This window comes from Dongia sp. P2_B8, from assembly GCF_056404715.1.
On record NZ_JBFUDM010000007.1, the window covers coordinates 80,143 to 105,142 of the forward strand.

Here is a 25,000-nt window from a genome sequence, read left to right on the forward strand (position 1 = left end):
TATCTGAGGGAGATGCCGCTATGCTCACCTACAACGATTGCCTGGCACTGTGCGGCCTCAGCAAGGGTGAAATCGCGGCGATCGCCGAACACGAGCATATTCCGGAAATGCTGGCGACTGAAATGGGGGCCTATCTCTGCCACAACACCGCCGGCGAACGCTGCATCCAGCGCTTCATTCTTGACGATATCGTCGCTGCGGAAGCACGCCATGACCATCGCCACGCCGCGGTACTGCGCGCTGTCCTGCGGCATTTCGTGGCGACCCATCCAAACGCTGATTCCAGCGCCCAGAAGCCGCGCGCTTAAATTCCCCGGTGTTTAAATTCCCCGGCGCTTAGACGCTGGCGATCAAGCGACCCGCGATTCGTGCATCACGGTCGCGGCACGCGACCTGCCATGTGGCTGCCAATGCGCAAAAGCAGGCTCGGTCAGATGGCTGTCATCAATGGTGATGATGCCATCCAACCCACGCACATGAAGGACACAGGCAATGTCTTCGAAGAACTGGCGGTCCCGCTGGAAGGCCGCCAGCAGGTGCCGCGCGTCGGCATTTTTCAGGCCCGCCCGCGCCAGCACGGCTGATCTCGTGACCTGGCAGATGACCGGGCCCGACCAGCTCAATCCGGTGAAGACCACGCAGGCTTCATCGAAGTCATAAACCGGAATTTCATTCACGAATTTCAGCATAGCGATCCACCCATTCATCGACCCGCACAGAACTTAGCTGCAGGATCGGCGATGGCAAATAACGCAAGCTTAACAAGGGCCGCTGAATGGCCTGGGTCACAGACTGTTCACATCTAGGTACCGGCTCTGCCACGAGAGCGGCAGCATTTTATCGGTACGGGATATACGCGGGTGTGGGCGCGATACTAACAAAAAGACGGAGAAAAGGTGACGCCTCATGCCCGGCGATAGGTATAGGCACCGATGCGCAGGATGTTGCCGCTGATTTCGCCCGTGAGCACGAAGTCGAAATCGTCGACGAAGCGGATTCGGGTGCCCTGGCAGGAATAGCGACCGCTATAGGTGCTGTGCCGTATTCCCTGCGTCTTGCTGTAGGTCCCATCGCGGGTGAGAGCGAGGCGTGTCTGGCCGTTGGTATCGTTGATCCAAACGCCCGTTGGTTCAACGGGCGCCAGGCTCTCGACGTCGATGGCGGCAGCGGCATTGCTGCGATGGGCTTGCAAATATTCCATGGTCTTTCCCTCCTCTGGGAACTGGCGGGCGATCAAGGCTGCAGCCGGCCATGACGGGAAGATGGCGCAAACCACCTCTTTGGCGGTAGACCAGAACTGTTTGATTATTGCCCGATCCTCCAAGAGGCTCTCTTTGGGCTTTCCCGGACGCCCAAAGCCGCTATATCCTCCTTTCCAGGCGATCGGGGCTTAGCCTCTGAAAAATTGCGAATTTCCGCCGATTTTTAAGGATGACAATCATGGACCAGCAGACCGAATTTGCCACATTGATTGATCAATACGCCAAGGGCGATGGCCTCCATGAGACCGCCCTGCCGCGGGTTGCCGTGATCAAGGCGAGCAAGCCTTCTGAACCCTTTCACGGCGTCCATCAGCCGACGCTGTGCATCCTGGCGCAAGGGCGCAAGCAGGTGATCCTGGGAGACAAGATCTTCTTCTATGACGCCACCCAGTATCTGGTAGCCACCGTCGATGTGCCGGTGGTGGGCCAGGTGATCGAGGCGACGCCGGAGAAGCCTTATCTCTGCTTCAAGCTGGCCCTCGATCCGAAGGTCATCAGTACGTTGATCCTGGAAACCGGCCTCGATCAAAAGGGGCCTGTTCCCGCCAATCAGAATCCCGGCAGCAGCCTTTCCTTGAGCAGCGTCACGCCGGAACTGCTCGATGCCTGCATTCGCTTGCTGAGGCTCCTTGCCAACCCACGCGATCTGCCGATCCTGGCGCCGATGGCGGAACGCGAGATCCTCTACCGGTTGCTGGTCGGTGCCGATGAAACACGGCTCCTCCAGATCGCCCAGGCCGACAGCAAGCTCCACCAGATCAACCGCGCCATCGGCTGGATCAAGCAGCATTTCGCCGAGCCCTTCAGCATCGAGACGCTGGCGTCGGAAGCGCGCATGAGCGCCTCGGCACTCCATCATCATTTCAAGTCAGTGACGGCGATGAGCCCGCTCCAATATCAGAAGCAGCTGCGCCTGCAGGAAGCCCGCCGTCTCATCCTGCTGCAAGGCTCGGATGCCGCCACCGCCGGCCATCAGGTGGGTTACGAATCCCCATCGCAATTCAGCCGCGAATATAGCCGCCTGTTCGGCGCCCCACCGCTGCGCGATGCAACACGGCTGAAAGCAACACCTGAGATGCTGATGAGCGCTTGAACATGGCGCTCGATCTCGCCCACGTCCGTGCCGACACGCCGGCCACGCAACGCCGTGCCTATCTCCACAATGCCGGTGCGGCACTCACGCCGGCGCCGATCGTCCAAGCGATGCAGGACTATCTGGCACTCGAAGCCGAGATCGGCGGCTATGCGGCAGCGGCGCGTGAGGCTCAGCAGCTGGACGGTGTCTACGGCTCGGTCGCGCGCCTCATCAATGCCGAGGCGCGCGAGATTGCGCTCGTCGAGAACGCGACCGTTGCCTGGCAGATGGCCTTCTATGCCCTGGCGCTCACTTTCCGGCCCGGCGACCGGATCCTGACGGCGGAAGCCGAATATGCCGCCAATTATGTGGCCTTCCTGCAGATTGCCGAGCGCACGGGTATTGAAATCGAGGTGGTGCCAAGCGACGCGGCGGGCGCCCTTGATGTCGCAGCCCTCGAACGCATGATAGATCCGCGTGTGAAGCTCATCGCCATCACCTGGGTCCCCACCAATGGCGGCCTTGCCAATCCGGCGGCGGAGGTGGGCCGCATTGCGCGAGCGCACAACATTCCCTATCTCCTTGATGGCTGCCAGGCGGTGGGACAGATGGTGGTCGATGTCGCAGCACTTGGCTGCGACATGTTCTCGGCCACCGGGCGGAAATTCCTGCGCGGTCCCCGCGGCAGCGGTTTCCTCTACATGCGCCGCGATCTGATGTTGCAGCTGGAACCACCGATGATCGATCATTTCGCCGCCGATTGGGTAGCGCGCGACCGCTACGAACTACGCGATGACGCAAGGCGCTTCGAAAACTGGGAAAACAATTACGCAGCGCGTCTGGGGTTAGGCCTTGCCATCGATTATGCGCTCGACATCGGCATGGGCGAGATCGAAACCCGCTGCAAATCCCTGAGCCGGCATTTGCGCACGGAGCTCAGCGCTCTTCCCGGCGTTACCGTGCGCGATCTTGGCACTCATCCGTCCGCCATCGTCAGCTTCACAATCGAGGGCATCGCTGCCGAAACTGTGGTGGCAAAGGCGCTCAGCGCCAACATCACCATCGGTGCGTCCGACCCCGCCAGCACGAGGATCGATGCCGAACGCCGCGCCCTCCCCACCCTCATCCGCGCCTCGCCGCATTACTACAATACGGAAGAGGAAGTGGACCGGCTGGTAGCGCTGTGTGCTGCGTTGAGATAGGCGCGATCAATAGCACGCCCATTTCGGCATCAGCCTCCCCCCTTGAGGGGGAGGCCGCGCGTCAGCGCGGGAGGGGGGTATGGTGCGACTGGCCGCGCTATGAGTCTGTTCGGAACAACACCCCCCTCCCTAACCCTCCCCCTCAAGGGGGGAGGGGATGTTCCTCACTTCCGGTGCAGCCACCAGCCGGTTTCACTCAGTGAGAAGATCGGTTGGTAGTGTTTCACGGTGTTGGCGGGCACCACGGTCTTGATCTGGTTGTCGAGCAGCAAAGGCGTATCGCCTTCATAGACGATCAGCACGGCATGGCCGACATTGAGATTCATGTCCCGCAGCGCCAGGACGCGCATGTCTTCGGCCGGGATGCCCAGCGCCTTCAGCGCCATGAATTTGGCGATGGCATAATCCTCGCAATCGCCGTCCATCTTCAGGAACTGATAGGGCGTCGCCCAATAGTCCTCGACCCCCCAATTCTTGCGGTCGATGATATAGCGTTCGCCGTTGAAGTAGCGGTTGACCTCTTTGATCTGGGTCATCCGGTCCTTGCCCTTGAGCTCCTCCAGCAGATCCGCCCAGCCATCGGTCGTGCAATCGCCGGCATTGCAGGGTGCTGCTTCATGCCAACGCGCCAGCATGTCGCCCCATTTCGGGAATTTCTTGATCCCCTGATTGGCGAATTCCTTGGTGTTGAAGATCGGCGGATAACCACGCGCTGCCGCCGGATCGGGGAGGATCAGCAACCCCATCAACAGCAGCATGGCGATCCGGATTGTCATTCGGCCGCTGCCTGCGACAGCCTGTTGGTCGACGCGCCACGCACTGCCGACTTGTTCACTTGGGCTTTCAGCTTCTGCCCAACAGCGACGATGGCTTCGATCGCCGGCACCAGTTCGCGGCCGAGCGGCGTCAGCACATAATCGACCGAGGGTGGCGAGGTCGGGCGCATCATGCGTTCCACCACGCCCTTGGCTTCCAAATCCTTGAGGCGCGCACTCAGCATTTTGGGCGAGATCGGCGGCATGTCGCGCCGCAATTCGCCAAAGCGGCGGGGGCCGCCGCTGAGATGCCACACCACATTGGGCGTCCACGCCCCACCCAGCAGCGCCATGCATTCGCCGACCGCACAGGCTTCCGGCGGCAACGGTGATCGATTCTTACGCAGCTTCAAGGCCATGGGCAGTTCCAGTTACCGCGCGGTTACCGGAAAATAGGCTGTCACCCGGTGACGCGGTATACAAAGGTTACCATATCCCTCTAATCTCCGCGACAACAAGCCGACAACGGTTTCCTCGCAGGGTTTCCCTCTCAATTTTCGGAGCAGATTGCCATGGATCCACGCTTTCAGGAGCTGACCGCCGTCTTATCCCTCTATTTCGATGGCCTCTATCACTCCGACACCAAGCGACTTGCCCAAGTGTTTCACCCGCAGGCGATCTATGCCTGTGCAACCGAAGGGACGCTCACCTATCACACGATGGCGACCTATTTCCCGGTGGTCGATGCGCGACCGGCGCCGGCCGCCGGCAATGCGGCACGCGCCGACCGGATTATCTCGATCGAGTTCGCCGGGCCGGTCACGGCCATTGCTGTCGTGAATTGTGCGATCGGTGCCAAATATTTCACCGACCTACTCACTTTCGTCAAACTGGACGGGCGCTGGCAGATCATGGCAAAGGTGTTCCACTTCGATGTGAAGATCCCAATTGCCGCCTAAGATCGGAGGACACGCAGATGTGGCCGGATCGCCGGATACTCGATCTCTTCGGCATTGAACTGCCGATCATCCTCGCCCCCATGGCTGGCAACGTGTTTGCCAACCTCACCGTGGCGGTGGCCGAAGCGGGTGGCCTGGGCTCGCTGCCGACCGCGACCTTCAGCCCGGATGAGCAGCGCACGCAATTGCAGCTCGTGCGCCAGCAGACCGGCAAGCCGATCAACCTCAATTTCTTCTGCCATCAGGCACCTCTTGCCGATCCGACGCGGGAAGAAAAATGGCGCACCGTGTTGAAGCCCTATTACAACGAGTTCGGCGTCGATCCCGCAGCGCCCATCCCCACCAGCAACCGCGCACCCTTTGACGAAAATGGCTGCCGCCTGGTGGAAGAGTTCAAGCCGGAGATCGTGAGCTTCCATTTCGGCCTGCCGGAACAGGCGCTTCTCGATCGTGTGCGCAAGACGGGCGCCAAGATCATCTCGTCGGCCACCAGCGTCGATGAAGCGATCTGGCTGGAGCAGCACGGTGTCGATGCCATCATCGCCCAGGGGGCGGAAGCCGGCGGCCATCGCGGCATCTTCCTCGGCGGCGATCCGCTCATCATTGCTGGCAGCCAGGCCGGCACCATGGCGCTGGTGCCGCAGGTGGTGGATGCGGTGAAGGTGCCGGTGATCGCCTCTGGCGGCATTGCCGATGCGCGCGGCATCGTCGCGTCCTTTGCGCTGGGTGCTTCCGCTGTGCAGCTCGGCACCGCCTATCTCTTCTGCCCGGAAGCCAAGGTGACAGCGGCGCACCGCGCTGCCTTGACCAACGCCAAGGACAATATCACGGCGCTCACCAACATATTCACCGGCCGCCCGGCGCGCGGCATCCTCAACCGCGCCATGCGCGAATTGGGGCCGATCAGTGCCTCGGCCCCAGCCTTTCCCCTGGCCGGCGGTGCGCTCGCCCCGGTGAAAGCCAAGGCCGAGGCACAAGGGTCCGGCGATTTCAGCTCGCTCTGGTCCGGCCAATCTGCGAGGCTCGGCCGCGCCCTGCCAGCGGCCGAGCTCACCCGCACGCTGGCCGCTGAAACGCTGGCCAAGCTCGCCGGACGCTGACATATGGTTTTATACTCACTAAGACGTCATCCCCGGGCGAAGACCCGGGGATCCACTGTTGCCGTGGAGAGTGTGGATGCCCGGATCAAGTCCAGGCATGACGATTCATATTGGAACTGTATCGAAAAGGACTTCTCATGCTGAAACGCCTTCTGCTCGCAAGCTTCCTCGGCGCCGGTCTGGTCATTGCCGGCTGTGCCGCCCCTGCCCCGCAGGCGGTGGCGGACGAGGCCGGTTTTGCCAGCCCCCAGGATCTGCTGGGTGATATCTACAAACAATATGCCGACAAGCCGGCCGGCAGCGGCATCGATCTCAGCACCCCTGGCATGGTGGAAAAATATTTCACGCCGGAGCTTGCGCAGAAGATCAACGCCGATACGGAACGTGCCAAAGCCAACAATGACATTCCGGCCTTGGATGGCGACCCCTTCGTCGATTCCCAGGATTGGCAGATCACCAACCTGGCGTTCGCGGTCGGCAAATCGGCCGAACCCGACAAGACCATGGCCGTGGTGAAATTCAAGAACTATGGCGAACAGAAGGAAGTGAAACTGTCGCTGGCCAAGACCGCTATCGGTTGGCAGATTGCCGACATCGATTGGGGATACGATTCCCTTGCAAAGATTCTGGCGGAGTAAGCGACATGGCAAAACCCCTCACCATCATTGCTCAGGTGCGCGCCCATCCGGGCAAGGAAGACGAGTTGCTGGCGGCCCAGCGCGAGCTGGTGGCCGGCGTGGTCAAGGAGGCCGGCTGCATCCGCTATGAACTCCACGTCTCCAACGAGCTGAAGGGCCGTGTCATCTTCGTCGAAAGCTGGGAAAGCTATGACCTCTGGCAGGATCACATGAAAGCCCCGGCCCTCGCCCAGTTCCGCGCCAAGGCCGGCCACCTGGTCGCCGAAACCATTCTCGACCAGATGACCCCGGATTTGTAAGCCGCTACCGCGCAATATTTACGTCATGCCTGATTTACGTCCTGCCCGGCCCACCTTTGAATCGAGGTTGGCCGGGCATCCGCCTGCTGCGTGAGCCCTGAAGGGGGCTCGACAGTCTCCGCGCAATAGGCTTTGCTGGCACCAATGGAGATGAAGCCGGAACCTGCTGGCAGTATCGAAACCTTGGCGCGCTATTGGCACAGCCTGGCGCGGGGCCAGACGCCGGAGCGCGCATTGGTCGATCCGGCGGCGATCAAGCCGTTGCTGCCTTTCCTCTACATCGTCGAATATGAATTCGACCCCTTCCGTGTGCGCTATATCCTGACCGGCACAGAGGTCGATGTGTGGAACGGCTTCAACCTCACCGGCCGCTATGTCGACGAATTCCTGGTACCCGATCCAACCGGCGCCAACCGCATCCTCCATGATTGCTATGCGGCGGCCCAGGCGAGCGGCCAGCCCGTCCTTGGCAGCTATCACTGGCCGACCCGCGCCGGCTATCAGCTCGATGTGGGTTTCGGCATGTTCCCGTTGCTGGTCGGCGGCATCGTTCGCCAATGCCTGGCCATCGAGGATTACAGCAGCTTCCCCGCCGATGCCGAAGGTATTCCCTTCGAAGATCCCGCCAAGGTCAGCCGGCGGACCGAGCCCAGCTGACCTGTTTCCGCTACTTCATCGCCCCACTACTTCATCGCCTTGGCGATGGTTGCCCCTTCCAGCAGCGTGCCGTCGAGATTGGCGTCGGTGAAATCGGCCTGCTCGAGGCGCGCATAGCTCATCCGTGTCGGCCATTGCCGCACACTGCCGTCGGGCAGAACGGCAGATTGCTGGCCGAGATCGGCGCCGCGGAAACTGGCGCGCCTTGCGATGAGATCGCCAAGATCGGCGCCCTTGAGATCGGCGCCGGCAAAGCTTGCCCCAGTCACATCGGCGCGGCTGAAATTGGCAAGCGACAGGAGCGCCTTCTCGAACCTTGCAGCACGCAGCTTGCAGCGCGCGAACACGGCACCGGTCAGATTGCGGCCGGCGAAATTGCCGCCCGAGAGATCCTTCTCGGTGAAATCGGCCCGGGCACCTTTGGCACCAGAGCTTTCGACCCACGCTTCATGCGCCTTGACGATAGCCTCAAGCGAGGCCGCGGCAGCCGCGGAATCATCGACCATGATCGTGTCGGTGAGATCGAGCTGGTCGAACACGGCCTTGGCGAAATCGACACCAAAGACATTGGCATCCTTGAGAATGGCGCCACCCATCTGCGCACCCTCGACCAAAGCGCGGTTGAGCAGCGCGCCGGTAAGGTTGCACTTCATCAGATTGGCACCGCGGAGATCGGCATCCTTCAAGGAGCAGCCGGACAGATCGGCTTCGGAAAGATCGGCATTGCGCAGGACAGCGCCGGAGAGATCCGTGCGGCGGATCAGGGCCTGGTGCAGCTTGGCCCCGGCGAGATCCGCGCGCTTCATGGTGAGGTGCTCGTCCTGCCCCGGCTCCAGGCGCAATTGCGCCGGCGCCACCACGCCGCCGAAACTGACCAGCAGCGATCCGTCTCGGAAATCGGCGCTGGCGAGCTTGGCGTCGGTGAAATCGGCGCCGGCCAGCTGCGCACCGCGGAAATCGGCGCGCCGGCAATCGGCCTGGACAAAATCGGATCCCACCAGATTGGCACCGAAGAGATCGGACTCCATCAGCTTGGCGCCGCTGAGGTCACAGCGCAGCATCTGTATGCCGGTCATTTTGGCACGGCTGAGATCAACGCCCTTGAGGTCAAGATGGCGGAAGGTGCGAAGTGTCAGATCGGCACGATGGCCATCGCGGGCATTGTTCAGCCACCGCCCATGCGCCAACACGATTTCGCGCAGCGCCTGATCGCGCGTTGAGTGGTCCAAGCCTGGCTCCTCTCCCCGTCCGTGGCATCCACCCAGAAAGATGCGCGCGTCCAAGAGCCCTGAAATTGGTCAGCCTTGACCGATGTCGCATCATTGTGCGCGCCTTGCTCCTTTAAAGCGAGAGGAGCGTGTTCCTGACGCGCATCGGCGTCCCTGCATTATGCGAATGCGAGCGTTGCGCCCGCGTGGGTACCGCAGGTGCGAGATGACCATTACATTCCGCGCCATCATTGCAGTGTCGGAAAGTTGTCATCCCATGCGACCAGAAGCGCCCCATCATCTCCATGACGCCAAGGCCGCGGCGCATGACCTGACATCCAACGCGGACATAGCGGCGCCACCACCGGATGCCAGCATCTCGCGCTGGATGACTTTCCTGATGGCGGCTTCCTGCGGTCTCATCGCCGCCAATCTCTATTACGCGCAGCCGCTGGTGGGTCCGATCAGCCAGTCGCTCGGCCTCTCGCCGCAGATGGCCGGCCTCATCGTCACCATGACCCAGATCGGCTATGGCACCGGCCTGCTGCTGATCGTGCCGCTGGGCGATCTCTTCGAGAACCGCCGCCTCATCCTCACCGTCATGGGTCTGGCAACGCTGGCGCTCATCGCGGCCGGGACCGCGACCCATGCAGCTCAGTTCCTGCCGGCAGCACTGCTCGTCGGCATCGGCTCCTGCGCTGTCCAGATCCTGGTGCCTTTCGCCGCACACCTCGCGCCAGAGGCCAAGCGCGGCCAAGTGGTCGGCAATGTCATGAGCGGCCTCATGTTCGGTATCATGTTGGCAAGACCGGTCGCGAGCTTCATCACCCAGGTGAGTTCCTGGCATGTCGTTTATGTCTTCTCGGTCACGGTCATGTTGTGCCTCGGCCTGGTTCTCTCGCGCATGCTGCCGCAGCGCCGGCCGACTTCGCAGATGAAATATGGCAGCCTCCTCCTCTCCATGGCGTATCTCGCCCTGAAGACACCGGCACTGCGCCGCCGCGCGCTCTATCAGGCCTGCATGTTCGGTGCTTTCAGCCTGTTCTGGACAGCGACGCCACTGCTCCTCGCCAGCCCCGCCTTCGGCATCAGCCAAGCCGGCATCGCGCTCTTCGCCTTGGCCGGCGTGGCCGGTGCCGTGGCTGCCCCCATCGCCGGGCGGCTTGCCGATCGGGGCTGGACACGGCCTGCCAGCGCCTTTGCGATGGTGGTGGCAGCCCTTGCCTTCCTGATGACGCGGATCGTAGAGCCGGGCTCGAGCCTGTCGCTGGGCCTCCTGGTCGCCGCCGCGATCGTGCTTGATTTCGGTGTCTCGGCCAATGTCGTGCTGGGGCAGCGCGTCATCTATGGATTGGGCGCCGAATATCGCGGCCGCCTCAACGGGCTCTACATGGCGACCTTCTTCATGGGCGGTGCCGCCGGCTCCGCGGTCGGTGCCTGGGCCTTTGCCGAAGGCGGCTGGCCGCTCACCGCCTGGATCGGCTTTGCCCTGCCGGTCGCAGCCTTCGCCTATTTTGCGACGGAGAAGCGCTAATCCACCTGCTTGCGTCGCTCGATCGGGATCATGATGATGACCAGCATGCCGATCTCCGCGGGTTCATTGGCATCGGCCAATGGCAGGGTCAGCACATCGTAGATGAGTTGCTGCCGGTTCATCACGAGATTGCGGTTGGCATGACGCGGCACGCGTCCCTCAACGGCGGCGGTGTAGGCATTGACGACAAAGGGCGCATAATCCGTCGGCAGCAATTGGTCGGCATATTTGCCCGTATAGTCGCCGTCGCCGAAATAGCTGACCAGCGCGCTGCCATAGAGACGGAAGCGAAAGCGCAACGGCGCCCTCTCGACGTCGACCAGGATCACATGCCCAAGCGCATAGCGGAACTCGATGGGATCGAGGTCGGCCCGGGCCGGCATCTCGCGCTCACCCGCTTTGTCCCGCCAATAGGCGAAGAACCGCCGCAACACAGGATGGCGGATCTCCGCAGCAAAAGCGTCGGCGTCGAAACCGCTCATGCATTCATTCCGGCCAAGTACCTTTTCCGGTTATCCCCCAATCGCACCAACCAGCATAGGCGGGCCTATCACGGGCTTCAACCGGCGTCCTTGGGCAGCCTCACCGAAAACGAGCAGCTCACCTCTTCAACTGCAGCAAATCCCATCTATTGCCATAAAAATCGGCAAACACCGCCACACTGCCATAGGCTTCATGTCGCGGTTCCTCCAGAAATCGCACACCTCGTGCCAGCATCGCCGCATGGTCGCGCGCAAAATCGTCGCTGTGCAGAAACAGGAATACACGCCCACCTGCCTGATCGCCGATCCGCGCCACCTGTTCCGGCGTCGTTGCCTTGGCCAGCAGCAAACGCGCGCCCCAAGTGTCAGTCCCGGCAGCACCGGAGCCTGGTGGCGCCACCATCACCCAACGCTTGCCCTCACCCTGGTCGAGATCGTCGACCAGGGTGAAACCGAGCACCTGCGTGTAATAGGCAATGGCCTCGCCATAATCCCGCACCAGCAAGGTGACGGCGCCGAGATGTTGATGGGCCGCACTCACACCTTCCACCCCAACCCGCGCATGAAGGCTTCGACGCGGTCGGTGTAGGCGCCGGGTAGGCCGAGCTCGCTGTTGATCTCGCCATGAGTCATCGGTTCGGGTTGCACCTCGACCTTGCCGCCGAGGCTGTTGGCCTTCTTGGCAAAGGCGCGGTTCTGCGGGCAGGAATCGGCCGAACGCTGGCGGCAGATGCCCAGCAAGGGTTGTGTCGCACCCTGCAGCCGGTCGATCGGTGAAGCGGCCGTCCAGGCAGCCGGGTCCTTGCCGAACGCCTCGTCATAAAGCCGCATGTGCCGCGCGTTCATGATGGCGGGCACATCGAGGGCGCCGGAATCGAGCGAGATCGTCCCCTTCCACATCCGCGCACCTTTGGCGGTCGCGATCCCGGGTGCCGCATTGATCAGCGCCACCAGGTGGGCCCCCGCCGAATGGCCCATCAGGATGACATTGTCGGGATCGCCGCCCCAGCCGGCCGCCATCGCTTGTACCTTCACCAGCGCCGCCGCCACATCGTCGGCTTCCTGGAGCGGCGTCACATTGTCATCCATGCGGTAGTTGGCGGTGACGAAGATGATGCCCTTGGGCACCCAGCGCGCGACCTTGTTTTCGACCACGCGGTCCATATCCTTGTCGCCATGGCGCCAGCCGCCGCCATGCACCATGAAAAGGATCGGCGCGTTGGCCGCATGGGCCGGCAGATAGACATCGAACTTCTGCGCACGGTCGGGGCCATAGGCGATGTTCTTCTGCAGGCTGACACCTTGGGGCAAGGCATCGGCCACCGCAGGCACGGTGAACAATAGGAAACCGGCGCAGAAGCCGGCGAGCAGTGTTTTCATCATCATCCCCGATTTCCCCTAGATACGATTTTGCCCATAGATACGAACTTGCCCATAGATACGAACTTGATTGTGGATACGACTTGCTTACATCCACGGGCGGCACCGGCAAACCCTGCGCGCCATCACTGCGCAGTGTTGCCGCCATCGACCAGCAGCGTGGTCCCAGTGACGAAGCTGGCTTCGTCCGAACCAAGGAACGCCACGGCCTGGGCGATTTCCGCCGGCTGGCCGACGCGGCCCATGGGAATGCCGGCGGCGTTCTTCTGAAGACCGGCCACCGTGTCGTCGCCGCGCTCTTTGATGCCACTCAAAAGCATCGGCGTTTCCACATCGCCTGGGCATACCGCATTGACGCGGATGCCTTGGCGGGCATGATCGAGCGCCATCGCCTTGGTCATCATCACGACCGCACCCTTCGACGTGCAATAGGCGAGCTCGCGCTTCCCCGCGACCACCGCCCAGTCGGACGCGATGTTGACAATGGCACCACCTTTGCCATCCGTTTCGAACTGCGCCACCATCTGCCGGATCGCGGCACGGCCGAAGCGGAACACGGCATCGACGTTGACGCCCATGATGCGGGCAAAGTCATCGTCGCTGGTTTCCAGGATGCTGCCGCGGTGGACGATGCCGGCATTGTTGACCAGGATATCCAGCCGGCCGTGCTGCATGACCGCCTGTGCCACCAGCTGGTCGGCCAAGCCCTTTTCCGTGACGTCGCCCGCGATAAAGCTGGCACTGAGCTTCTGGGCAAGCGCATCGCCCTGTGCCTGGTTGCGGCCGGTCAGGATCAGCCGCGCGCCTTCCGCCGCGAACCGCTCGGCAATGGCAAGGCCGATCCCCGACGTGGCGCCGGTGATCAACGCCACTTTGTTTTCAAGCCTTTTGCCCATGATGCCATCCCGCCTTTTGGTAAAATCATCGACGGCAACTTTAGCGGCGGATGAGGGCTGCTGTCAGCGCTTCTTTGCGACCGACTCGCGGATCACCAGATCGGCCTTCAGCATGATCTGCTCGCGCGGCGATTCTTCTGCCTCGAAGACGCGCTTGCGCATCATGCGTAGCGCATGTTCGGCAAAGCGGCGTACCGGCTGGCGCGCGGTGGTGAGGCCGGGACGAAACGCGCCGGCCCAGGGAAAATCGTCGATGCTGGCCACCGACATATCGTCGGGCGCTTTCAGCCCGCGATCATGGAGTGCCCGCATCACGCCGATCAGCATATTGTTGTTGGTGACGAAGACGGCGCTCGGCCGCGGCTTCAGGTCGAGCAGCGCCAAAGCCTCCTGGTAGCCACCGGCTTCCCGGAAATCGCTATGGCGCACGAAATCGGGATGGAGTGCCATGCCGGCATTGGCTATGGCGCGCTCGAAGCCCGCCAGCCGTTCGTCGCCGGTGTGATTGCCCTTGGGGCCGGTGATGATGGCGATTTGGCGATGGCCTTGGTCGATGATGTGCTGCGTCATCTCCATGGCCGTCACGACATTGTCGAGCGTGATCGTGTCGAAGGGCGTGTCGTCCCAGGCATTGTCGACGATCACCAGCGGCAGATCCTGCGGCCAGCTGCCGAAACGGTAATCCTCGCGCCGTCCGGCCGGGCACAGGATCACCCCATCGACGCGCTGCTGGCGCATCAGGCCCAGCATCTTCTTCTCCGTCGCCACGTTAAAGGCGCTGTCGGCGAGGATCGTCGCATAGCCATAGGCCTGGGCCAGCAATTCGACATCGCGCACGAATTCAGTGAAGAACGGGTTGCTGATATCGGGAATGATGAGGCCGATGAGATCGCTGCTGCCCGTGCGCAAGGACCGCGCGACGCCGTCCGGCTGATAGCCGAGCTCGGCGATCGCGCGCTCGACCCGCGCCTTCAGTTGTGGGCTCACAAAGCGCCGGCCGCTGACGCAGGCCGACACCGTCGCCACCGACACCTCGGCCTCGTAGGCCACATCGCGCATCGTCGCCATGCCCCGACTCCAATAACCCGGTCAGGCCCACCAATCCTTGGTGGCACCAGGCGCCCGCGCCGATTGCAGGATAGCGCCGGGGGTGATGGGTTCGATGTCCAGGAGATAGCGATGAATATCGCTCATGCGGTCATAGGTCGCTTGCACGAGATGTTCGCGCTGTACCAGCTGCTGCGGCAGGTCGCGCCGCGTATAGGTCAGGTGCAGCACCCGGCGCCGCGCGCCATTGTTGTTGCGTGTGCCGCTGTGCCACATGGACGAATTGCAGACGATGATCGATCCCGCCGGCGCCTCCACCAGTACTTCGCCGGGATAGGGTGCGCCAAGATCGACCGGCACTCTTGCCTGGTCTTCCGCTGACAAAGGCTGCGGCTGCCAATCATAGCGGTTGACCGCCGAGCAATTGAGCGGTGCCCAATGATGCGAGCCCGGCACCACGCGGGTGGGACCGTTCTCAAGCGTCATGTCGTCAAAACAGACGATGACGTTGAGCACCCACCAATCGCCGGCGAAATGCTTGGGCACGTCGACATGGAGATCCTGCTGCCCCTTGCCCTTAAGCGGCTCGCGCAGATTGGCGCCATGCACCTTGATCTCGCCCAGCAGATAGGCGGAGGCGGCGAGCACGGTCTTGATCTCGAGACAGCGGTCGAATTCGCTCGATTTGTTGAAGATGTTGGAGACGCGGGGGGCACCGGGCTCGATATGGACCTCGTGCCCGCCTTGCTCGCCCTCGACGCTGGAGAGCGCATCGAACGCCTCCCCCATCGCCCGGCATTCGGCCTCTGAGAAGATTCCTTTCCTAAGAAAGAACCCATTCTCGTCGAGCTGACGGCGCTCGGAATCGGTGAAATCGGCACCTGTCACGCCCAGTTCGTGGAGGGCTCTTTTGGTGTACATCAGGCATCTCCAAAAAACGGCTGTTTTCCGCCAGCTAATCGTTTAGCTAATCGATTAGCTAATCGTTTCGCTGGAGCTAATCACAGGTCCCGTTTGCGGGCAAGAGCAGCCCTTAGCTATGCCATGGGGACACACCTGCCTGCGCTTCTGGTATGACAAATTAACTGTCCTATTTTTGCTGCATGTGCGAAGAATACGAACAGCGCAAAACTCACGCCCGAGATGGTCCCAGATGGCCCTGCCGCGTTCGATCCTCGCCCTAGCCGCCGGATGCTTCGGCATAGGTACCACCGAGTTCGTGGTCATGGGGCTGCTGCCGGACGTGGCCCGCGATCTCAACGTCGACATCCCCCAGGCGGGCCTGCTGGTCACCGGCTATGCGGTCGGTGTCGTCATCGGCGCCCCCATCCTCGCCATCCTGACGGCAAGGTTGCCACGCAAGGGTGCCCTCCTCGGCCTCATGGGCGTGTTCATGCTGGGCAATCTCTTCTGCGCCCTTGCGCCCAGTTATGAGCTGATGATGGCAGCCCGCATCTTCACCGCCTTTGCGCATGCGGCCTTCATGGGCATCGGCGCCGTGGTGGCGGCCGATCTCGCCCCGCCGCACCAGCGCGCGCAGGCAATGTCGCTCACCATGGCCGGCCTCACGGTCGCCAATGTGCTGGGTGTCCCCGGCGGCACGGCTTTCGGCCAGGCCTTCGGCTGGCGCTTCACCTTCATCGCGGTCGCCGTCATCGGCGCCATCGCCGCCATCGCCATCACCTTCATGGTGCCGCGCATGAAGGTGGTAAAGGCCAAGTCGATGCTGGGCGAGTTCGCAGTCCTCAAACGCCCGCAAGTGATCCTCGGCATGGGCATGAGCGCGCTTTCGGCCGCCGCCATGTTCTCGGTCTACACCTACATCCGCCCGATCCTGACTGACGTCACCGGCATTCCGGCGACCTCGGTCACCTATGTGCTGGTCGTCTTCGGCGTTGGCCTCACCATCGGCAATCTCATCGGCGGGCGCCTCGCGGATTGGAAGCTGATGCCCTCGCTTATCGGCCTCTTCCTCGGCATCACCGGCCTCCTTGCGCTTTTCACCGTCACCGCCAGCAATCCCGTGACCGCGATCGCGACGCTGATCGTCTGGGGTGTAGCGGGCTTTGCCGTGGTGGCCCCCTTGCAGATGCATGTGGTGAACGAAGCCAAGGGTGCGCCCAACCTCGTCTCCGTCCTCAATCATGCCGGCTTCAACATCGGCTGTGCCTCGGGCGCGTTCCTGGGCGGCCTCCCCATCGCCCATGGTTTCGGTTATGCGACGGTGCCCTGGGTGGGTGCGGCGGTAGCCTTCGCCGCCGGCCTCGTCGGCCTCTTTTCGATGTGGCTGGCAAAGCACCAGGGTGAAGCCGAGCCGGTCTATGTACCGGAAGCGATCGAAGCGGCGCCTGCGGAATAACGCGAGAGATCTAGCCATTCAAGGTTGGGTGGGCCGAAACGGCCGGCTGGAGAAATCCGGCCGGCCGTTTTGCTGTCGCCGGTTTTACCAATTGGCCCCATCAGCACATCATCATCTGATTCTGCTGGATGTCTATCGATGCGGGATGACGGCGGCGCGCTGGTAAGCCTAAGGTTGCCGGCCGGGGTAGGCGGCCTAGTCACGCGCATGTCTCACATAGATCACGCTGGAGGGTGTCCCCATGGCTGAGCTCAATGTGTCCAAGCTTAAGAAAGTGGCCAAACGTACCGCTGACCGCACCCTGCGCGAGCAGGCGGAGCTGATGGCAGCGACCATGCCCACCGATCGCACCGACCATCGCAAGGCAGTCGCCAAAGCCGCCTCCACCCATATCGACGGGATCATTCCCTTGCGCCGCGACGTCACGGCGCTGCTGGCCAAGAGTGCGGCAAAAGCAATGGCGGCCGAAAAGAAACGCGCGGCACTGGCGGCGACGCGCGGCCGCGAGCGAAAGCCGATCCTTGCCAACATGGTCAGCCAGCGCATGAAGGCGTTCGAGACCATGGTGGACGCCGTCACTGTGCCGGCGGCACGGCGCTATCTTGTCAACACACCGATCGATACCTACGGTTACGCGCTCAACTTCGATTCCTTTGCCCTCGTGCCGTCCAACAGCTGGGTCAAATTCAGGATGGAGCGGAGAAAGAAGCCGGGGAGCAACAGCGCGGCGGTGATGTTCAACTTCGTCTGGCAGAACCCAGAAGACAAATATGCCGTCATCAATGCCAATGGCTATTTGATGCTCCATGGCCATTGTTACGTCCGCAGCGATGGCGGCACCTTCCCCGGCGCCCGTGCCGCGGGCCTTGAGATACGCCCGCGCCTCCAATTGTACGACTGGACCAACGAACCTTTTATGATGCTCGGCAGCCAGGAAGTGGCCCCTGCCATCAACCTGCACACGAGCACCGAGGGCTTCTTCGATGATGATGAAGAGGCGCTGGCAGACATATACCGCGGCTACGACATCGACCTGTCCTTGATCCTGGTACCACCGCGCGCCGTGATCGGCCTCGTCGTGTCAGCGGCGATCACATACTACGCTGACAAGGACAGCGGCATCGTCCAGGCCAATTTCTCGGACGGCGCCTTTATGGTCGGCGGTCCAGGGGTCCTGGTGACGGTCGTGAGCTGATGAGGGTCAGCTGACGGAGCACGACTGACGAGGAGAGCGGCCGCGCATGCCAGCACAACCTTGGTCCGGCAAAACGATAGAGTCAGGACCCCGCACGGCGGATTGTCGGGTAAACTGCCCGAACAATCCTCCGAATAGTCCTGCGTCATTGTGCACCACGGAACGAAAGGCATGCACCATCGTTGGATAGGCTTCACGGATCAGTGTGGAGTTTTTCGATGATGTGGGACGAATCAACCGGCATTGAACGGGCCGAACCCGATCGCGGGCACAGCATGGCGCAGCGGCAGATTGCCGTGACGCATAAGCATGTGGCGGCCCTCTCCGGCCTCAAAGTCTATCCCGGCCATCTACCGTTGGATGGTTTGTGCCTGGAAGATCTCACCCGCATGGGCCTCATCCGCCAGGTCCGCGACGGCTATGCCCTGACACCGCGCGGAGTCGAGACGCTGGATGAAGAAGTGGCAACCGCCAAGATGCGCCAGACGATCTATCAGGAGGCGTGAGCAGGGGAATCATAATCCCTTGGTCGGCGGTTCAAATCCGTCCGGTGCTACCATTTTCCCTAAGCATCATCCTAATCGTTAGGGCTCGCGACACGGTCGAGCGGAAGCAGCGACCTGCCGCCATATTGCGAGCGTAGAAGTTCGATAATTTCACCGTGATCGCTATAGATTTCGATCCACGAAGTATCGAATGCCACAACCTCGACCATCGAGGAATCTGACAGCCGTCCAATTGGGCGACCTGTGGTCAATTTTGCCCCCGAAAGGGAAGACGCATGAGTGCCATCTGATGCTACGAAGATGCCATCCATTAATTGCGGCTTCAAACGCACTGAGGCAATCAGGTCCGGGAGGCTTGGTACTACAGAGAGGTGGGCGGCCAAGTGGTCGTAGAATTGGGGGGCGCCGATGACATCAAGCCTGCCTGCATACCAAGTAGCCGAACGAAGAACGTCGGCGGCTCCCAGTAAATCGAGAATGGATGCAATTTGAAATCCGGTACAACTAACTGAGCTGCCGTCGATGTCTTTGCCGTTCAGCGCCCAAGCAAACATCCCACCCTCGTATCCATTGGAGTGACCACAGCTTCGGAGATTGTGTAGATATGATCAAGGAAGTTGCGCGCTATGTCATTCCATTGCAGTGTGTCCCCCGATTGTCACCCGCGCCGGCCAACCTATTGATATTGGCGATTATACTCAGGGGATCATAATCCCTTGGTCGGCGGTTCAAATCCGTCCGGTGCTACCATTCTTTCCAAGATTTCGTTTCGCGATATCCTGACAGGCGGAACAGCCGGCGCCTATTCAACAGGTATGTTGTACATTTTGGCGACCGCGCGATATTGCTCGCATGCTTTGTCGACCTGTCCCAAAGAGAGATAGTTTTGGCCTGCAAACATATGGTCGAACATACTGTTAAGCCTGTACATCTCTGCGGTGGGTGGGCCCTTAAGTGTTTTTGCGCGATCAGCCTCGGGAGCGAGTGTCGGCCATAGAATGGCTTCCATTCTGCGAGCATCGTCTTCTGAGCAGGACGTTGGCGAGTCGGATGACTTAAAAACTGGCGAAGGCTGATCGGATGGTGTTGATGCCGATGATTGAGCCTTCGAGCTACAACCACCAACAAGAATAACCGCCGACAGACAACAATGAAGTAAAAAAACCTGCCTCATTCCAATGCCCTTCAGGCCGTACTCTATAGTTTGTCAGTTCTGTTGAAGCACAAGATGGTTGCAGCCCGCTTCCTGAGATGTCAAGTCAATCAAGTTTGTCCCCCGAGTGTCACCCTCAGTAAGTAAGCCTCTGACATTGCAGATTATACTCAGGGGATCATAATCCCTTGGTCGGCGGTTTAAATCCGTAGGGTGCTACCACTGCTAGGCCCTTGAATGCCGCCATACTTTGACGGCCGAGATCAGCAGAATGCTGGCGAGTAGCGGCAGAATGGCCTCCGCAGGCATAATTCGTAGCAACTGGGCACCGGCAAAGGTCCCAAAGACCGATCCAGTCGCCATGGCTAGCACAAAGGATAAGTTCCGCCGGAGAACGGCGAAGCTGGCGTCTTGGCTGTAGCGGGCGAAACCCACTAACATTGTAGGCAAACTGATAGCCAGCGAAAGACTGCCGGCAAGCTTGACGTCCAATCCGAAAAGCAACGCGAGCGTCGGAATTAACAACTCTCCCCCCGCAACCCCCATCAGCGAGGCGACAGCGCCGATGACAAATCCGGCTGCGACGCCAGCCAGGATCAACTCCGGCCCCGCCAGCAGCGGATGCCCAGCCACGGCGTCATGGCCCATCAGCAGGATGCCCGCTATCAGCACGAGCAACACAGCGATGATCCGGTAAAGCATCTCTGCGCGAAGCCGCGTCGCCCAGCCAGCGCTGAGCCATGCCCCAATCAAACTCCCTGCAAGCAAATTTATTATCACTGGCCACTGAGCGAGGACGTCGGCGAGCGGTACGGCTGGAAGCCGGAACGGTAGGGCCGACGTCACCACTATTAGAATCATGGCCTTGTTCAAGATGACGGCTTCAAGGGCGGCGAAACGAAAGACGCTGATCAGGAGCGGCAACCGGAATTCAGCGCCGCCCAGTCCAATCAACCCGCCCAGCATACCGATAAAAGAACCACCGACAAATCCGCCGGCCCGGTTGGTTTTCGTCGCCGGCGATGGGTCAACCATAGGCTTTCCTCTTGTGGCCTGGTCCCATGAGTCAACTTATTTGAAGTTGGCCCACGCGCGGCCCGCGCATCCAGTAACCCAATACAATCGTTGCTTATACTCCGGCAATCATAATCCCTTGGCCGGCAGCTTAAATCCGTCCGATGCTGCGGGTTACTTCTCCGCAATGCCTTTCCAGTCCGCATTTCCTGCCCCTGCGCCACATCGTCCGGGGCCATTATGCCGCCAAATCCGGCGCTGGCCAGATATGCAGGTGCACCGGTTCGACGCGGCCGCGCACCGCGGTGGGGCCGAGATCGGCAAATGCCGGCATGTCCGGGACGGTGTCGCGCGCCGCGGCAAAGCAAGCATCTGATACCGCGATCCGGCAATCGAAGTCCCGTGTCAGGCGTTCGATCCGCGCCGCCACATTGGCGGCGTCGCCGACCACGGTAAATTCCAGGCGTTGATCGGTGCCGACATTGCCCACGACCGCGGGGCCATAATGGAGGCCGATGCCCAGGCGCACCGGAAACGTGCCACGTTGGGCGCGCTTGGCGCACCAGCGGTCCATCTCGTGCTGGAGTTCAAGGGCGCAGGCAAGGGCGTGGTTCGCCGCCACGGCGCCATTCCCATTCTCCAGCGCGCCGAAAGTCGCCATGAAGCCGTCGCCGAGATATTTGTCGAGCGTGCCACCATGACGAAAAACGATCGCGGTGGCGCGCGCCTGGAAACTGCGCAACAGAGCGACCACCCGTTCCGGTTCCAGTTTTTCCACCAGCGTGGTGAATTGCCAGATATCGGCAAAGAGCACGGCAACATGGCGTATCGCCGGAGCACCGAAGGCATTGGGCGCCTCTGCCAGCATGGCATCCGCGACATCGGGGGAGACATAGCGGCTGAGATCCGCCCGCGCCACTTCGGCGCGTGTCTGGCGCAGCAGCATGTTGCGCCCCCGTGCCACCGCCGCCGCCAGGAGACCGGTTGCAATGGCGGTGAGGACATTCTGCGTCAGCAATGACGAGATGCCGACATAGCGAGGATCGAGCACGATGGCGAGCACTTGAGGTGGCGTGAGATCGCTGCCTGTATCGGGGAAACGCACGGTATCGGGAAGATTGTAGAGCAGAAGGACACCCGTCGACCAAACCGCGATGATGCAGACTCCGGTCCAGATGACATTGCTGGGCCGATAGGACAGCGCAGAGCCGATCAGCAGCAGAATCAGATAGAGAAACTCGACAAAGCGGACACGCATCTGTACCGGCCAATCGTAGGCGATGCTGTCGGGCGGCTGCGTGATGATGACGGCGCTGATCAGCGCCACGTCGAGAAAGATGAAGACCAGCCTGACCGCTTGCGCATGGCGCCAGCGCCGCAGCATATGCGGGACGAGGCCGAGCAGGAAAAAGGCCGCGACCAGGCTGAGATAATAGTAAGTGCGCGGACCTTGGGTGACAAAAGGCAGCCAGATCGCCACCAGGATGACGGCGACGGTGCGCGCCCTGAACGCGAAGGCAAGGCCAGCCTGCTCCTCGGCGCCGATGGCCGCGGTCAGGCGGGCGTCGCCGCGCTGACCAAAGAGTGATCGCTTGCCCCAGAACCCCATGCCGCCACCGGAATCGCTGTTACAGGCGACATAGATAGGTAGCCGGACCGCCTCCCGCAATCCCAGTGTGGCGGATATCAGGGAACGCTTATCGCGCTCGTCCTTTGGGGAAGACATGAGTGAAAGCCGGTCTTGAGCAGCTCGCCGAACAGCTCCGGAAGGACGGCGCGGCTGAAATAGAATCCTTGCGCTTCGTCGCAACGATGGTCCTGCAGGAATGCCAGCTCTCTCGCCGTTTCCACGCCTTCGGCAACGATCCGCAGTTTCAGGCTACGCGCCATGCTGATCACGGCAGCCACAATGGTGGTCTCGTCGGGTGCCGCGGTGATTTGCCGAACAAACGATTGGTCGATCTTGAGAACGTTGATCGGGAATTTTCTAAGATAGCTCAAGCTGGAGTAGCCGGTGCCAAAATCATCGACAGCCAGATGCACGCCCGCCGCGCGCAGCTTCCTGAGGGTCGCTTCCGTCGAGTCAGCACCGTTCATCAGAACGCTTTCGGTCAACTCCAGCTCAAGAAATCGCGGATCTAAGCTCGTATCCTTGAGGATTGTGAATACACTTTCGAGAAAATCTTCATCTCGGAACTCCATGGCCGAGACATTCACCGCAATCGTCGTCAGCGGCGAGCCAGCATCCCGCCAGAGTCGGGCCTGCTTGCACGCTTCATGCAGGACCCATTGCCCCATGGGCAGAATGAGACCGCAATCTTCCGCGACTGGGATGAACTGAGCAGGAGAGATAGATCCGCGGCTGGGATGTGTCCAGCGGATCAAAGCTTCCGCGCCGGTAATCTTTCCGGTCCGCAGATCGACCTTCGGTTGGTAATGCAGGGAAAATTCCTGGCGTTCCAAGGCGCGCCGCAGATCCGCTTCGATCGATTGCCGTTCGACGGCTTTGATGTTCATCGCGGGTTTGAAAAACCGGTAGCTCTGGCGCCCATCTCCCTTGGCCTGGTACATCGCCGTGTCAGCGTTCTTGATCAGCGTCTCGGCATCCAGGCCATCATCGGGATAGATGCTAAGACCAATGCTGGCATTAACGTGAAGGTCGTGCTGGTCGAGGGAATGCGTTTCCGCCACGGCCTGCAACATCCTGCGCGCGGTCATGGCAACATCGGTCGATTGCGTCACTTCCGACAACAGCACGACAAATTCGTCGCCGCCCTGCCGGCTTACCGTGTCGGAACCGCGGACGCAGTCCGCCAGGCGCTTTGCGACCGATTGGAGAAGCTTGTCGCCGACCGAATGTCCCAGAGAATCGTTGATATGTTTGAAGCCATCCAAATCCAGAAACAGCACAGCGACTTTGGTCTTGTGACGCGGTGCGGACATAATCGCCTGGCCGATCCGGTCATTGAGGAGCATGCGGTTAGGCAGCCCGGTCAGGAAATCGTGCTGGGCCGAATGCGCCATCTGCAGCGCGATGGCCCGTTTGGCACTGACGTCCCGGAACACGATGACCGCGCCAGTCACCTCGCCTTCGCGGTTGTGAATGGGAGAGATGCAGTCTTCGACCGGAATCTCCAATCCTTCATGCCCGATGAGGATGCAGTTTGACGGCAGATGCACGGTCTGCTCTTGTCTGACCGCCATCTCCATGGGATCCGGGATGGCTTCCCGGCTGATGGCGTCCAGAAACCGGCAAACACCGCTCATCGGCTGTCCAACAGCTTCCTGCCATGACCAACCGGTGATTTTCTCGGCCACGATGTTGAGGAAGGTGATGTTGCCGGCGATGTCGGTGCAAATGACGGCATCGCCGATGGAATTGAGCGTGACCTGAGCACGTTCCTTTTCCAGGAACAGCGCGTCTTCCATGGCCTTGCGTTCGATGGCGTAGCGGAGCGCGCGCAGGAGCCCGCGCGATTCGATCTGACCCTTGATGAGATAATCTTGTGCACCCTGTTGCAGCGCTTGGGCTGCCAGCGTCTCATCGTCGAAGCCCGTCAGCACCACGAGAGGAATGCGGGGAGCTGCCGTGTGTGTCCGCCGCACTGCGTCCAACCCTTGAGCATCGGGCAGCCCCAAATCGAGCAAGATAATATCGGCCCATTCGTCGGCGAGATAGTCTTCGGCCTCGCTCATGCACGCGACGTGCTTCAATTTGGTGTTGTGTGAGCTCTGTTCGTTGAACATCTCGCGGAGCAGGCGCGCATCCCCCGGATTATCCTCGACCATCAGCAGCGTTTTCATCGCCTGTTGAATCATCCACCGCGCCCCTGCCGCGGCAGCTTGACCTTCATCAACCAGAAATCATTGATGCTTTTTACGAGGCTTTCGAACGCATCCAGCTGCACCGGCTTGCTGAGGTAGCAATTGGCCTGAAGCTGATAGCTTTTCACGACATCCGCTTCGGCTTCGGAGGTGGTCAGGATGACCGTCGGGATCGTCTTCAGGCCATCATCTTGCTTAATGCGGACCAGGACCTCGCGGCCGTCCATTTTAGGCAGATTGAGGTCCAGCAAAATGAGATCCGGGCGTGGGGCGTGAAGGTAGGCGTCCTCCTGCCGCAGAAAGGCCATTGCCTCGACACCGTCGGACGTCACATGCAGATGAACAGATGTATTGGCATCACGGAAAGCTTCCTGGGTCAGCCGGACGTCACCGGGACTGTCCTCCACCAGAAGCACTTCCATGGCCGCGTGAGATCTTGCATGAGCCGTCATGA

General features: G+C 61.1%; 28 protein-coding genes. 12 read left to right on the top strand and 16 right to left on the bottom strand.

What is annotated here, in order from left to right; genetic code table 11:
• Positions 1–20: 20 nt before the first annotated feature.
• Complete coding sequence (locus AC1DWZ_RS18970) at positions 21–308, top strand: hypothetical protein (protein WP_477170508.1); 288 nt, start codon at positions 21–23, stop codon at positions 306–308.
• 42 nt (positions 309–350) lie between these two features.
• Here AC1DWZ_RS18970 and AC1DWZ_RS18975 read toward each other — a convergent pair whose 3' ends face one another.
• Both AC1DWZ_RS18975 and AC1DWZ_RS18980 read right to left on the bottom strand, forming a co-directional pair.
• Positions 351–689 carry a DUF1488 family protein gene (locus AC1DWZ_RS18975; RefSeq protein WP_477170509.1) on the bottom strand — a complete coding sequence of 113 codons (339 nt, stop codon included), beginning with the start codon at positions 687–689 and terminating at the stop codon, positions 351–353.
• 215 nt (positions 690–904) lie between these two features.
• Positions 905–1,201, bottom strand: a complete 297-nt coding sequence (locus AC1DWZ_RS18980; protein WP_477170510.1) for an Atu4866 domain-containing protein — start codon at positions 1,199–1,201, stop codon at positions 905–907.
• Between the two features lie 239 nt (positions 1,202–1,440).
• Between AC1DWZ_RS18980 and AC1DWZ_RS18985 the strand changes: the two genes are divergently transcribed.
• Both AC1DWZ_RS18985 and AC1DWZ_RS18990 read left to right on the top strand, forming a co-directional pair.
• A complete protein-coding gene (locus AC1DWZ_RS18985; protein WP_477170511.1) occupies positions 1,441–2,355 on the top strand; it encodes an AraC family transcriptional regulator in 915 nt (304 codons plus the stop codon).
• A 2-nt stretch (positions 2,356–2,357) separates the two neighbouring features.
• On the top strand, positions 2,358–3,539 hold the full coding sequence (locus tag AC1DWZ_RS18990; protein WP_477170512.1) for an aminotransferase class V-fold PLP-dependent enzyme: 1,182 nt from the start codon (positions 2,358–2,360) through the stop codon (positions 3,537–3,539).
• 164 nt (positions 3,540–3,703) lie between these two features.
• Here the strand turns inward: AC1DWZ_RS18990 and AC1DWZ_RS18995 are convergent, their stop codons facing one another.
• Both AC1DWZ_RS18995 and AC1DWZ_RS19000 read right to left on the bottom strand, forming a co-directional pair.
• Positions 3,704–4,315 (bottom strand): transglutaminase-like cysteine peptidase, encoded by a 612-nt coding sequence (locus AC1DWZ_RS18995; protein WP_477170513.1) that lies wholly within the window; start codon positions 4,313–4,315, stop codon positions 3,704–3,706.
• The gene (locus AC1DWZ_RS19000; RefSeq protein ID WP_477170514.1) at positions 4,312–4,713 is read right to left on the bottom strand and encodes a winged helix-turn-helix transcriptional regulator; all 402 of its coding nucleotides are present in this window, start codon (positions 4,711–4,713) and stop codon (positions 4,312–4,314) included. The genes AC1DWZ_RS18995 and AC1DWZ_RS19000 overlap by 4 nt, the downstream gene beginning before the upstream one ends.
• A gap of 153 nt (positions 4,714–4,866) precedes the next feature.
• Between AC1DWZ_RS19000 and AC1DWZ_RS19005 the strand changes: the two genes are divergently transcribed.
• The 5 genes from AC1DWZ_RS19005 to AC1DWZ_RS19025 all read left to right on the top strand — a co-directional run bounded on the left by AC1DWZ_RS19005 (position 4,867) and on the right by AC1DWZ_RS19025 (position 7,947).
• Entirely contained in the window at positions 4,867–5,253 is a 387-nt protein-coding gene (locus AC1DWZ_RS19005) for a nuclear transport factor 2 family protein (protein WP_477170515.1), read from the top strand.
• Positions 5,254–5,270: 17 nt separating this feature from the next.
• Entirely contained in the window at positions 5,271–6,353 is a 1,083-nt protein-coding gene (locus tag AC1DWZ_RS19010) for an NAD(P)H-dependent flavin oxidoreductase (RefSeq protein ID WP_477170516.1), read from the top strand.
• A 137-nt stretch (positions 6,354–6,490) separates the two neighbouring features.
• A complete protein-coding gene (locus AC1DWZ_RS19015) occupies positions 6,491–6,991 on the top strand; it encodes a DUF3828 domain-containing protein (protein WP_477170517.1) in 501 nt (166 codons plus the stop codon).
• Positions 6,992–6,996: 5 nt separating this feature from the next.
• Positions 6,997–7,290: a putative quinol monooxygenase gene (locus tag AC1DWZ_RS19020; protein WP_477170518.1), complete on the top strand. Its 294-nt coding sequence runs from the start codon at positions 6,997–6,999 to the stop codon at positions 7,288–7,290.
• A gap of 150 nt (positions 7,291–7,440) precedes the next feature.
• Complete coding sequence (locus AC1DWZ_RS19025; protein WP_477170519.1) at positions 7,441–7,947, top strand: PAS domain-containing protein; 507 nt, start codon at positions 7,441–7,443, stop codon at positions 7,945–7,947.
• Positions 7,948–7,973: 26 nt separating this feature from the next.
• Here AC1DWZ_RS19025 and AC1DWZ_RS19030 read toward each other — a convergent pair whose 3' ends face one another.
• Positions 7,974–9,176, bottom strand: a complete 1,203-nt coding sequence (locus tag AC1DWZ_RS19030) for a pentapeptide repeat-containing protein (protein WP_477170520.1) — start codon at positions 9,174–9,176, stop codon at positions 7,974–7,976.
• Between the two features lie 205 nt (positions 9,177–9,381).
• Between AC1DWZ_RS19030 and AC1DWZ_RS19035 the strand changes: the two genes are divergently transcribed.
• The gene (locus AC1DWZ_RS19035) at positions 9,382–10,689 is read left to right on the top strand and encodes an MFS transporter (protein ID WP_477170521.1); all 1,308 of its coding nucleotides are present in this window, start codon (positions 9,382–9,384) and stop codon (positions 10,687–10,689) included.
• Here AC1DWZ_RS19035 and AC1DWZ_RS19040 read toward each other — a convergent pair.
• The 6 genes from AC1DWZ_RS19040 to AC1DWZ_RS19065 all read right to left on the bottom strand — a co-directional run bounded on the left by AC1DWZ_RS19040 (position 10,686) and on the right by AC1DWZ_RS19065 (position 15,415).
• Positions 10,686–11,171, bottom strand: a complete 486-nt coding sequence (locus AC1DWZ_RS19040; RefSeq protein ID WP_477170522.1) for a PAS domain-containing protein — start codon at positions 11,169–11,171, stop codon at positions 10,686–10,688. The two genes, AC1DWZ_RS19035 and AC1DWZ_RS19040, sit on opposite strands and share 4 nt — an antisense overlap.
• 118 nt (positions 11,172–11,289) lie before the next feature.
• Positions 11,290–11,712 carry a VOC family protein gene (locus AC1DWZ_RS19045; RefSeq protein WP_477170523.1) on the bottom strand — a complete coding sequence of 141 codons (423 nt, stop codon included), beginning with the start codon at positions 11,710–11,712 and terminating at the stop codon, positions 11,290–11,292.
• The gene (locus tag AC1DWZ_RS19050; RefSeq protein ID WP_477170524.1) at positions 11,709–12,557 is read right to left on the bottom strand and encodes an alpha/beta hydrolase; all 849 of its coding nucleotides are present in this window, start codon (positions 12,555–12,557) and stop codon (positions 11,709–11,711) included. Before AC1DWZ_RS19050 ends, AC1DWZ_RS19045 begins: the two co-directional genes overlap by 4 nt.
• A gap of 119 nt (positions 12,558–12,676) precedes the next feature.
• Entirely contained in the window at positions 12,677–13,447 is a 771-nt protein-coding gene (locus AC1DWZ_RS19055; RefSeq protein WP_477170525.1) for an SDR family NAD(P)-dependent oxidoreductase, read from the bottom strand.
• A gap of 63 nt (positions 13,448–13,510) precedes the next feature.
• A complete protein-coding gene (locus tag AC1DWZ_RS19060) occupies positions 13,511–14,515 on the bottom strand; it encodes a LacI family DNA-binding transcriptional regulator (RefSeq protein ID WP_477170526.1) in 1,005 nt (334 codons plus the stop codon).
• A gap of 21 nt (positions 14,516–14,536) precedes the next feature.
• Positions 14,537–15,415, bottom strand: coding sequence for a phytanoyl-CoA dioxygenase family protein (locus AC1DWZ_RS19065; RefSeq protein WP_477170527.1), 879 nt, complete (start codon positions 15,413–15,415; stop codon positions 14,537–14,539).
• Positions 15,416–15,647: 232 nt separating this feature from the next.
• On the opposite strand from AC1DWZ_RS19065, the gene AC1DWZ_RS19070 reads away from it, so the two are divergent.
• The 3 genes from AC1DWZ_RS19070 (at position 15,648) to AC1DWZ_RS19080 (ending at position 18,554) form a co-directional block, all read left to right on the top strand.
• A complete protein-coding gene (locus tag AC1DWZ_RS19070; protein ID WP_477170528.1) occupies positions 15,648–16,853 on the top strand; it encodes an MFS transporter in 1,206 nt (401 codons plus the stop codon).
• 241 nt (positions 16,854–17,094) lie between these two features.
• Positions 17,095–18,048, top strand: a complete 954-nt coding sequence (locus tag AC1DWZ_RS19075) for a hypothetical protein (RefSeq protein ID WP_477170529.1) — start codon at positions 17,095–17,097, stop codon at positions 18,046–18,048.
• Between the two features lie 218 nt (positions 18,049–18,266).
• Positions 18,267–18,554: a hypothetical protein gene (locus AC1DWZ_RS19080; RefSeq protein ID WP_477170530.1), complete on the top strand. Its 288-nt coding sequence runs from the start codon at positions 18,267–18,269 to the stop codon at positions 18,552–18,554.
• A gap of 71 nt (positions 18,555–18,625) precedes the next feature.
• Here AC1DWZ_RS19080 and AC1DWZ_RS19085 read toward each other — a convergent pair whose 3' ends face one another.
• The 5 genes from AC1DWZ_RS19085 to AC1DWZ_RS19105 all read right to left on the bottom strand — a co-directional run bounded on the left by AC1DWZ_RS19085 (position 18,626) and on the right by AC1DWZ_RS19105 (position 24,998).
• A complete protein-coding gene (locus tag AC1DWZ_RS19085; RefSeq protein WP_477170531.1) occupies positions 18,626–19,108 on the bottom strand; it encodes a hypothetical protein in 483 nt (160 codons plus the stop codon).
• A gap of 824 nt (positions 19,109–19,932) precedes the next feature.
• Positions 19,933–20,742 (bottom strand): sulfite exporter TauE/SafE family protein, encoded by an 810-nt coding sequence (locus tag AC1DWZ_RS19090; protein WP_477170532.1) that lies wholly within the window; start codon positions 20,740–20,742, stop codon positions 19,933–19,935.
• A gap of 217 nt (positions 20,743–20,959) precedes the next feature.
• Positions 20,960–22,447, bottom strand: coding sequence for an adenylate/guanylate cyclase domain-containing protein (locus AC1DWZ_RS19095; protein ID WP_477170533.1), 1,488 nt, complete (start codon positions 22,445–22,447; stop codon positions 20,960–20,962).
• Entirely contained in the window at positions 22,408–24,540 is a 2,133-nt protein-coding gene (locus AC1DWZ_RS19100) for an EAL domain-containing response regulator (protein WP_477170534.1), read from the bottom strand. Before AC1DWZ_RS19100 ends, AC1DWZ_RS19095 begins: the two co-directional genes overlap by 40 nt.
• Entirely contained in the window at positions 24,537–24,998 is a 462-nt protein-coding gene (locus tag AC1DWZ_RS19105; protein ID WP_477170535.1) for a response regulator, read from the bottom strand. The genes AC1DWZ_RS19100 and AC1DWZ_RS19105 overlap by 4 nt, the downstream gene beginning before the upstream one ends.
• Positions 24,999–25,000 lie beyond the last annotated feature (2 nt).

What these genes read in the sequence shown, in the direction of transcription:
- AC1DWZ_RS18970 (WP_477170508.1), top strand. Translation starts at nt 21, where the DNA reads ATGCTCACCTACAACGATTGCCTGGCACTGTGCGGCCTCAGCAAGGGT.
- AC1DWZ_RS18975 (WP_477170509.1), bottom strand. Translation starts at nt 689, where the DNA reads ATGCTGAAATTCGTGAATGAAATTCCGGTTTATGACTTCGATGAAGCC.
- AC1DWZ_RS18980 (WP_477170510.1), bottom strand. Translation starts at nt 1,201, where the DNA reads ATGGAATATTTGCAAGCCCATCGCAGCAATGCCGCTGCCGCCATCGAC.
- AC1DWZ_RS18985 (WP_477170511.1), top strand. Translation starts at nt 1,441, where the DNA reads ATGGACCAGCAGACCGAATTTGCCACATTGATTGATCAATACGCCAAG.
- AC1DWZ_RS18990 (WP_477170512.1), top strand. Translation starts at nt 2,358, where the DNA reads ATGGCGCTCGATCTCGCCCACGTCCGTGCCGACACGCCGGCCACGCAA.
- AC1DWZ_RS18995 (WP_477170513.1), bottom strand. Translation starts at nt 4,315, where the DNA reads ATGACAATCCGGATCGCCATGCTGCTGTTGATGGGGTTGCTGATCCTC.
- AC1DWZ_RS19000 (WP_477170514.1), bottom strand. Translation starts at nt 4,713, where the DNA reads ATGGCCTTGAAGCTGCGTAAGAATCGATCACCGTTGCCGCCGGAAGCC.
- AC1DWZ_RS19005 (WP_477170515.1), top strand. Translation starts at nt 4,867, where the DNA reads ATGGATCCACGCTTTCAGGAGCTGACCGCCGTCTTATCCCTCTATTTC.
- AC1DWZ_RS19010 (WP_477170516.1), top strand. Translation starts at nt 5,271, where the DNA reads ATGTGGCCGGATCGCCGGATACTCGATCTCTTCGGCATTGAACTGCCG.
- AC1DWZ_RS19015 (WP_477170517.1), top strand. Translation starts at nt 6,491, where the DNA reads ATGCTGAAACGCCTTCTGCTCGCAAGCTTCCTCGGCGCCGGTCTGGTC.
- AC1DWZ_RS19020 (WP_477170518.1), top strand. Translation starts at nt 6,997, where the DNA reads ATGGCAAAACCCCTCACCATCATTGCTCAGGTGCGCGCCCATCCGGGC.
- AC1DWZ_RS19025 (WP_477170519.1), top strand. Translation starts at nt 7,441, where the DNA reads ATGAAGCCGGAACCTGCTGGCAGTATCGAAACCTTGGCGCGCTATTGG.
- AC1DWZ_RS19035 (WP_477170521.1), top strand. Translation starts at nt 9,382, where the DNA reads ATGACCATTACATTCCGCGCCATCATTGCAGTGTCGGAAAGTTGTCAT.
- AC1DWZ_RS19040 (WP_477170522.1), bottom strand. Translation starts at nt 11,171, where the DNA reads ATGAGCGGTTTCGACGCCGACGCTTTTGCTGCGGAGATCCGCCATCCT.
- AC1DWZ_RS19050 (WP_477170524.1), bottom strand. Translation starts at nt 12,557, where the DNA reads ATGATGATGAAAACACTGCTCGCCGGCTTCTGCGCCGGTTTCCTATTG.
- AC1DWZ_RS19055 (WP_477170525.1), bottom strand. Translation starts at nt 13,447, where the DNA reads ATGGGCAAAAGGCTTGAAAACAAAGTGGCGTTGATCACCGGCGCCACG.
- AC1DWZ_RS19060 (WP_477170526.1), bottom strand. Translation starts at nt 14,515, where the DNA reads ATGGCGACGATGCGCGATGTGGCCTACGAGGCCGAGGTGTCGGTGGCG.
- AC1DWZ_RS19065 (WP_477170527.1), bottom strand. Translation starts at nt 15,415, where the DNA reads ATGTACACCAAAAGAGCCCTCCACGAACTGGGCGTGACAGGTGCCGAT.
- AC1DWZ_RS19070 (WP_477170528.1), top strand. Translation starts at nt 15,648, where the DNA reads ATGGCCCTGCCGCGTTCGATCCTCGCCCTAGCCGCCGGATGCTTCGGC.
- AC1DWZ_RS19075 (WP_477170529.1), top strand. Translation starts at nt 17,095, where the DNA reads ATGGCTGAGCTCAATGTGTCCAAGCTTAAGAAAGTGGCCAAACGTACC.
- AC1DWZ_RS19080 (WP_477170530.1), top strand. Translation starts at nt 18,267, where the DNA reads ATGATGTGGGACGAATCAACCGGCATTGAACGGGCCGAACCCGATCGC.
- AC1DWZ_RS19085 (WP_477170531.1), bottom strand. Translation starts at nt 19,108, where the DNA reads ATGTTTGCTTGGGCGCTGAACGGCAAAGACATCGACGGCAGCTCAGTT.
- AC1DWZ_RS19090 (WP_477170532.1), bottom strand. Translation starts at nt 20,742, where the DNA reads ATGGTTGACCCATCGCCGGCGACGAAAACCAACCGGGCCGGCGGATTT.
- AC1DWZ_RS19095 (WP_477170533.1), bottom strand. Translation starts at nt 22,447, where the DNA reads ATGTCTTCCCCAAAGGACGAGCGCGATAAGCGTTCCCTGATATCCGCC.
- AC1DWZ_RS19100 (WP_477170534.1), bottom strand. Translation starts at nt 24,540, where the DNA reads ATGATTCAACAGGCGATGAAAACGCTGCTGATGGTCGAGGATAATCCG.
- AC1DWZ_RS19105 (WP_477170535.1), bottom strand. Translation starts at nt 24,998, where the DNA reads ATGACGGCTCATGCAAGATCTCACGCGGCCATGGAAGTGCTTCTGGTG.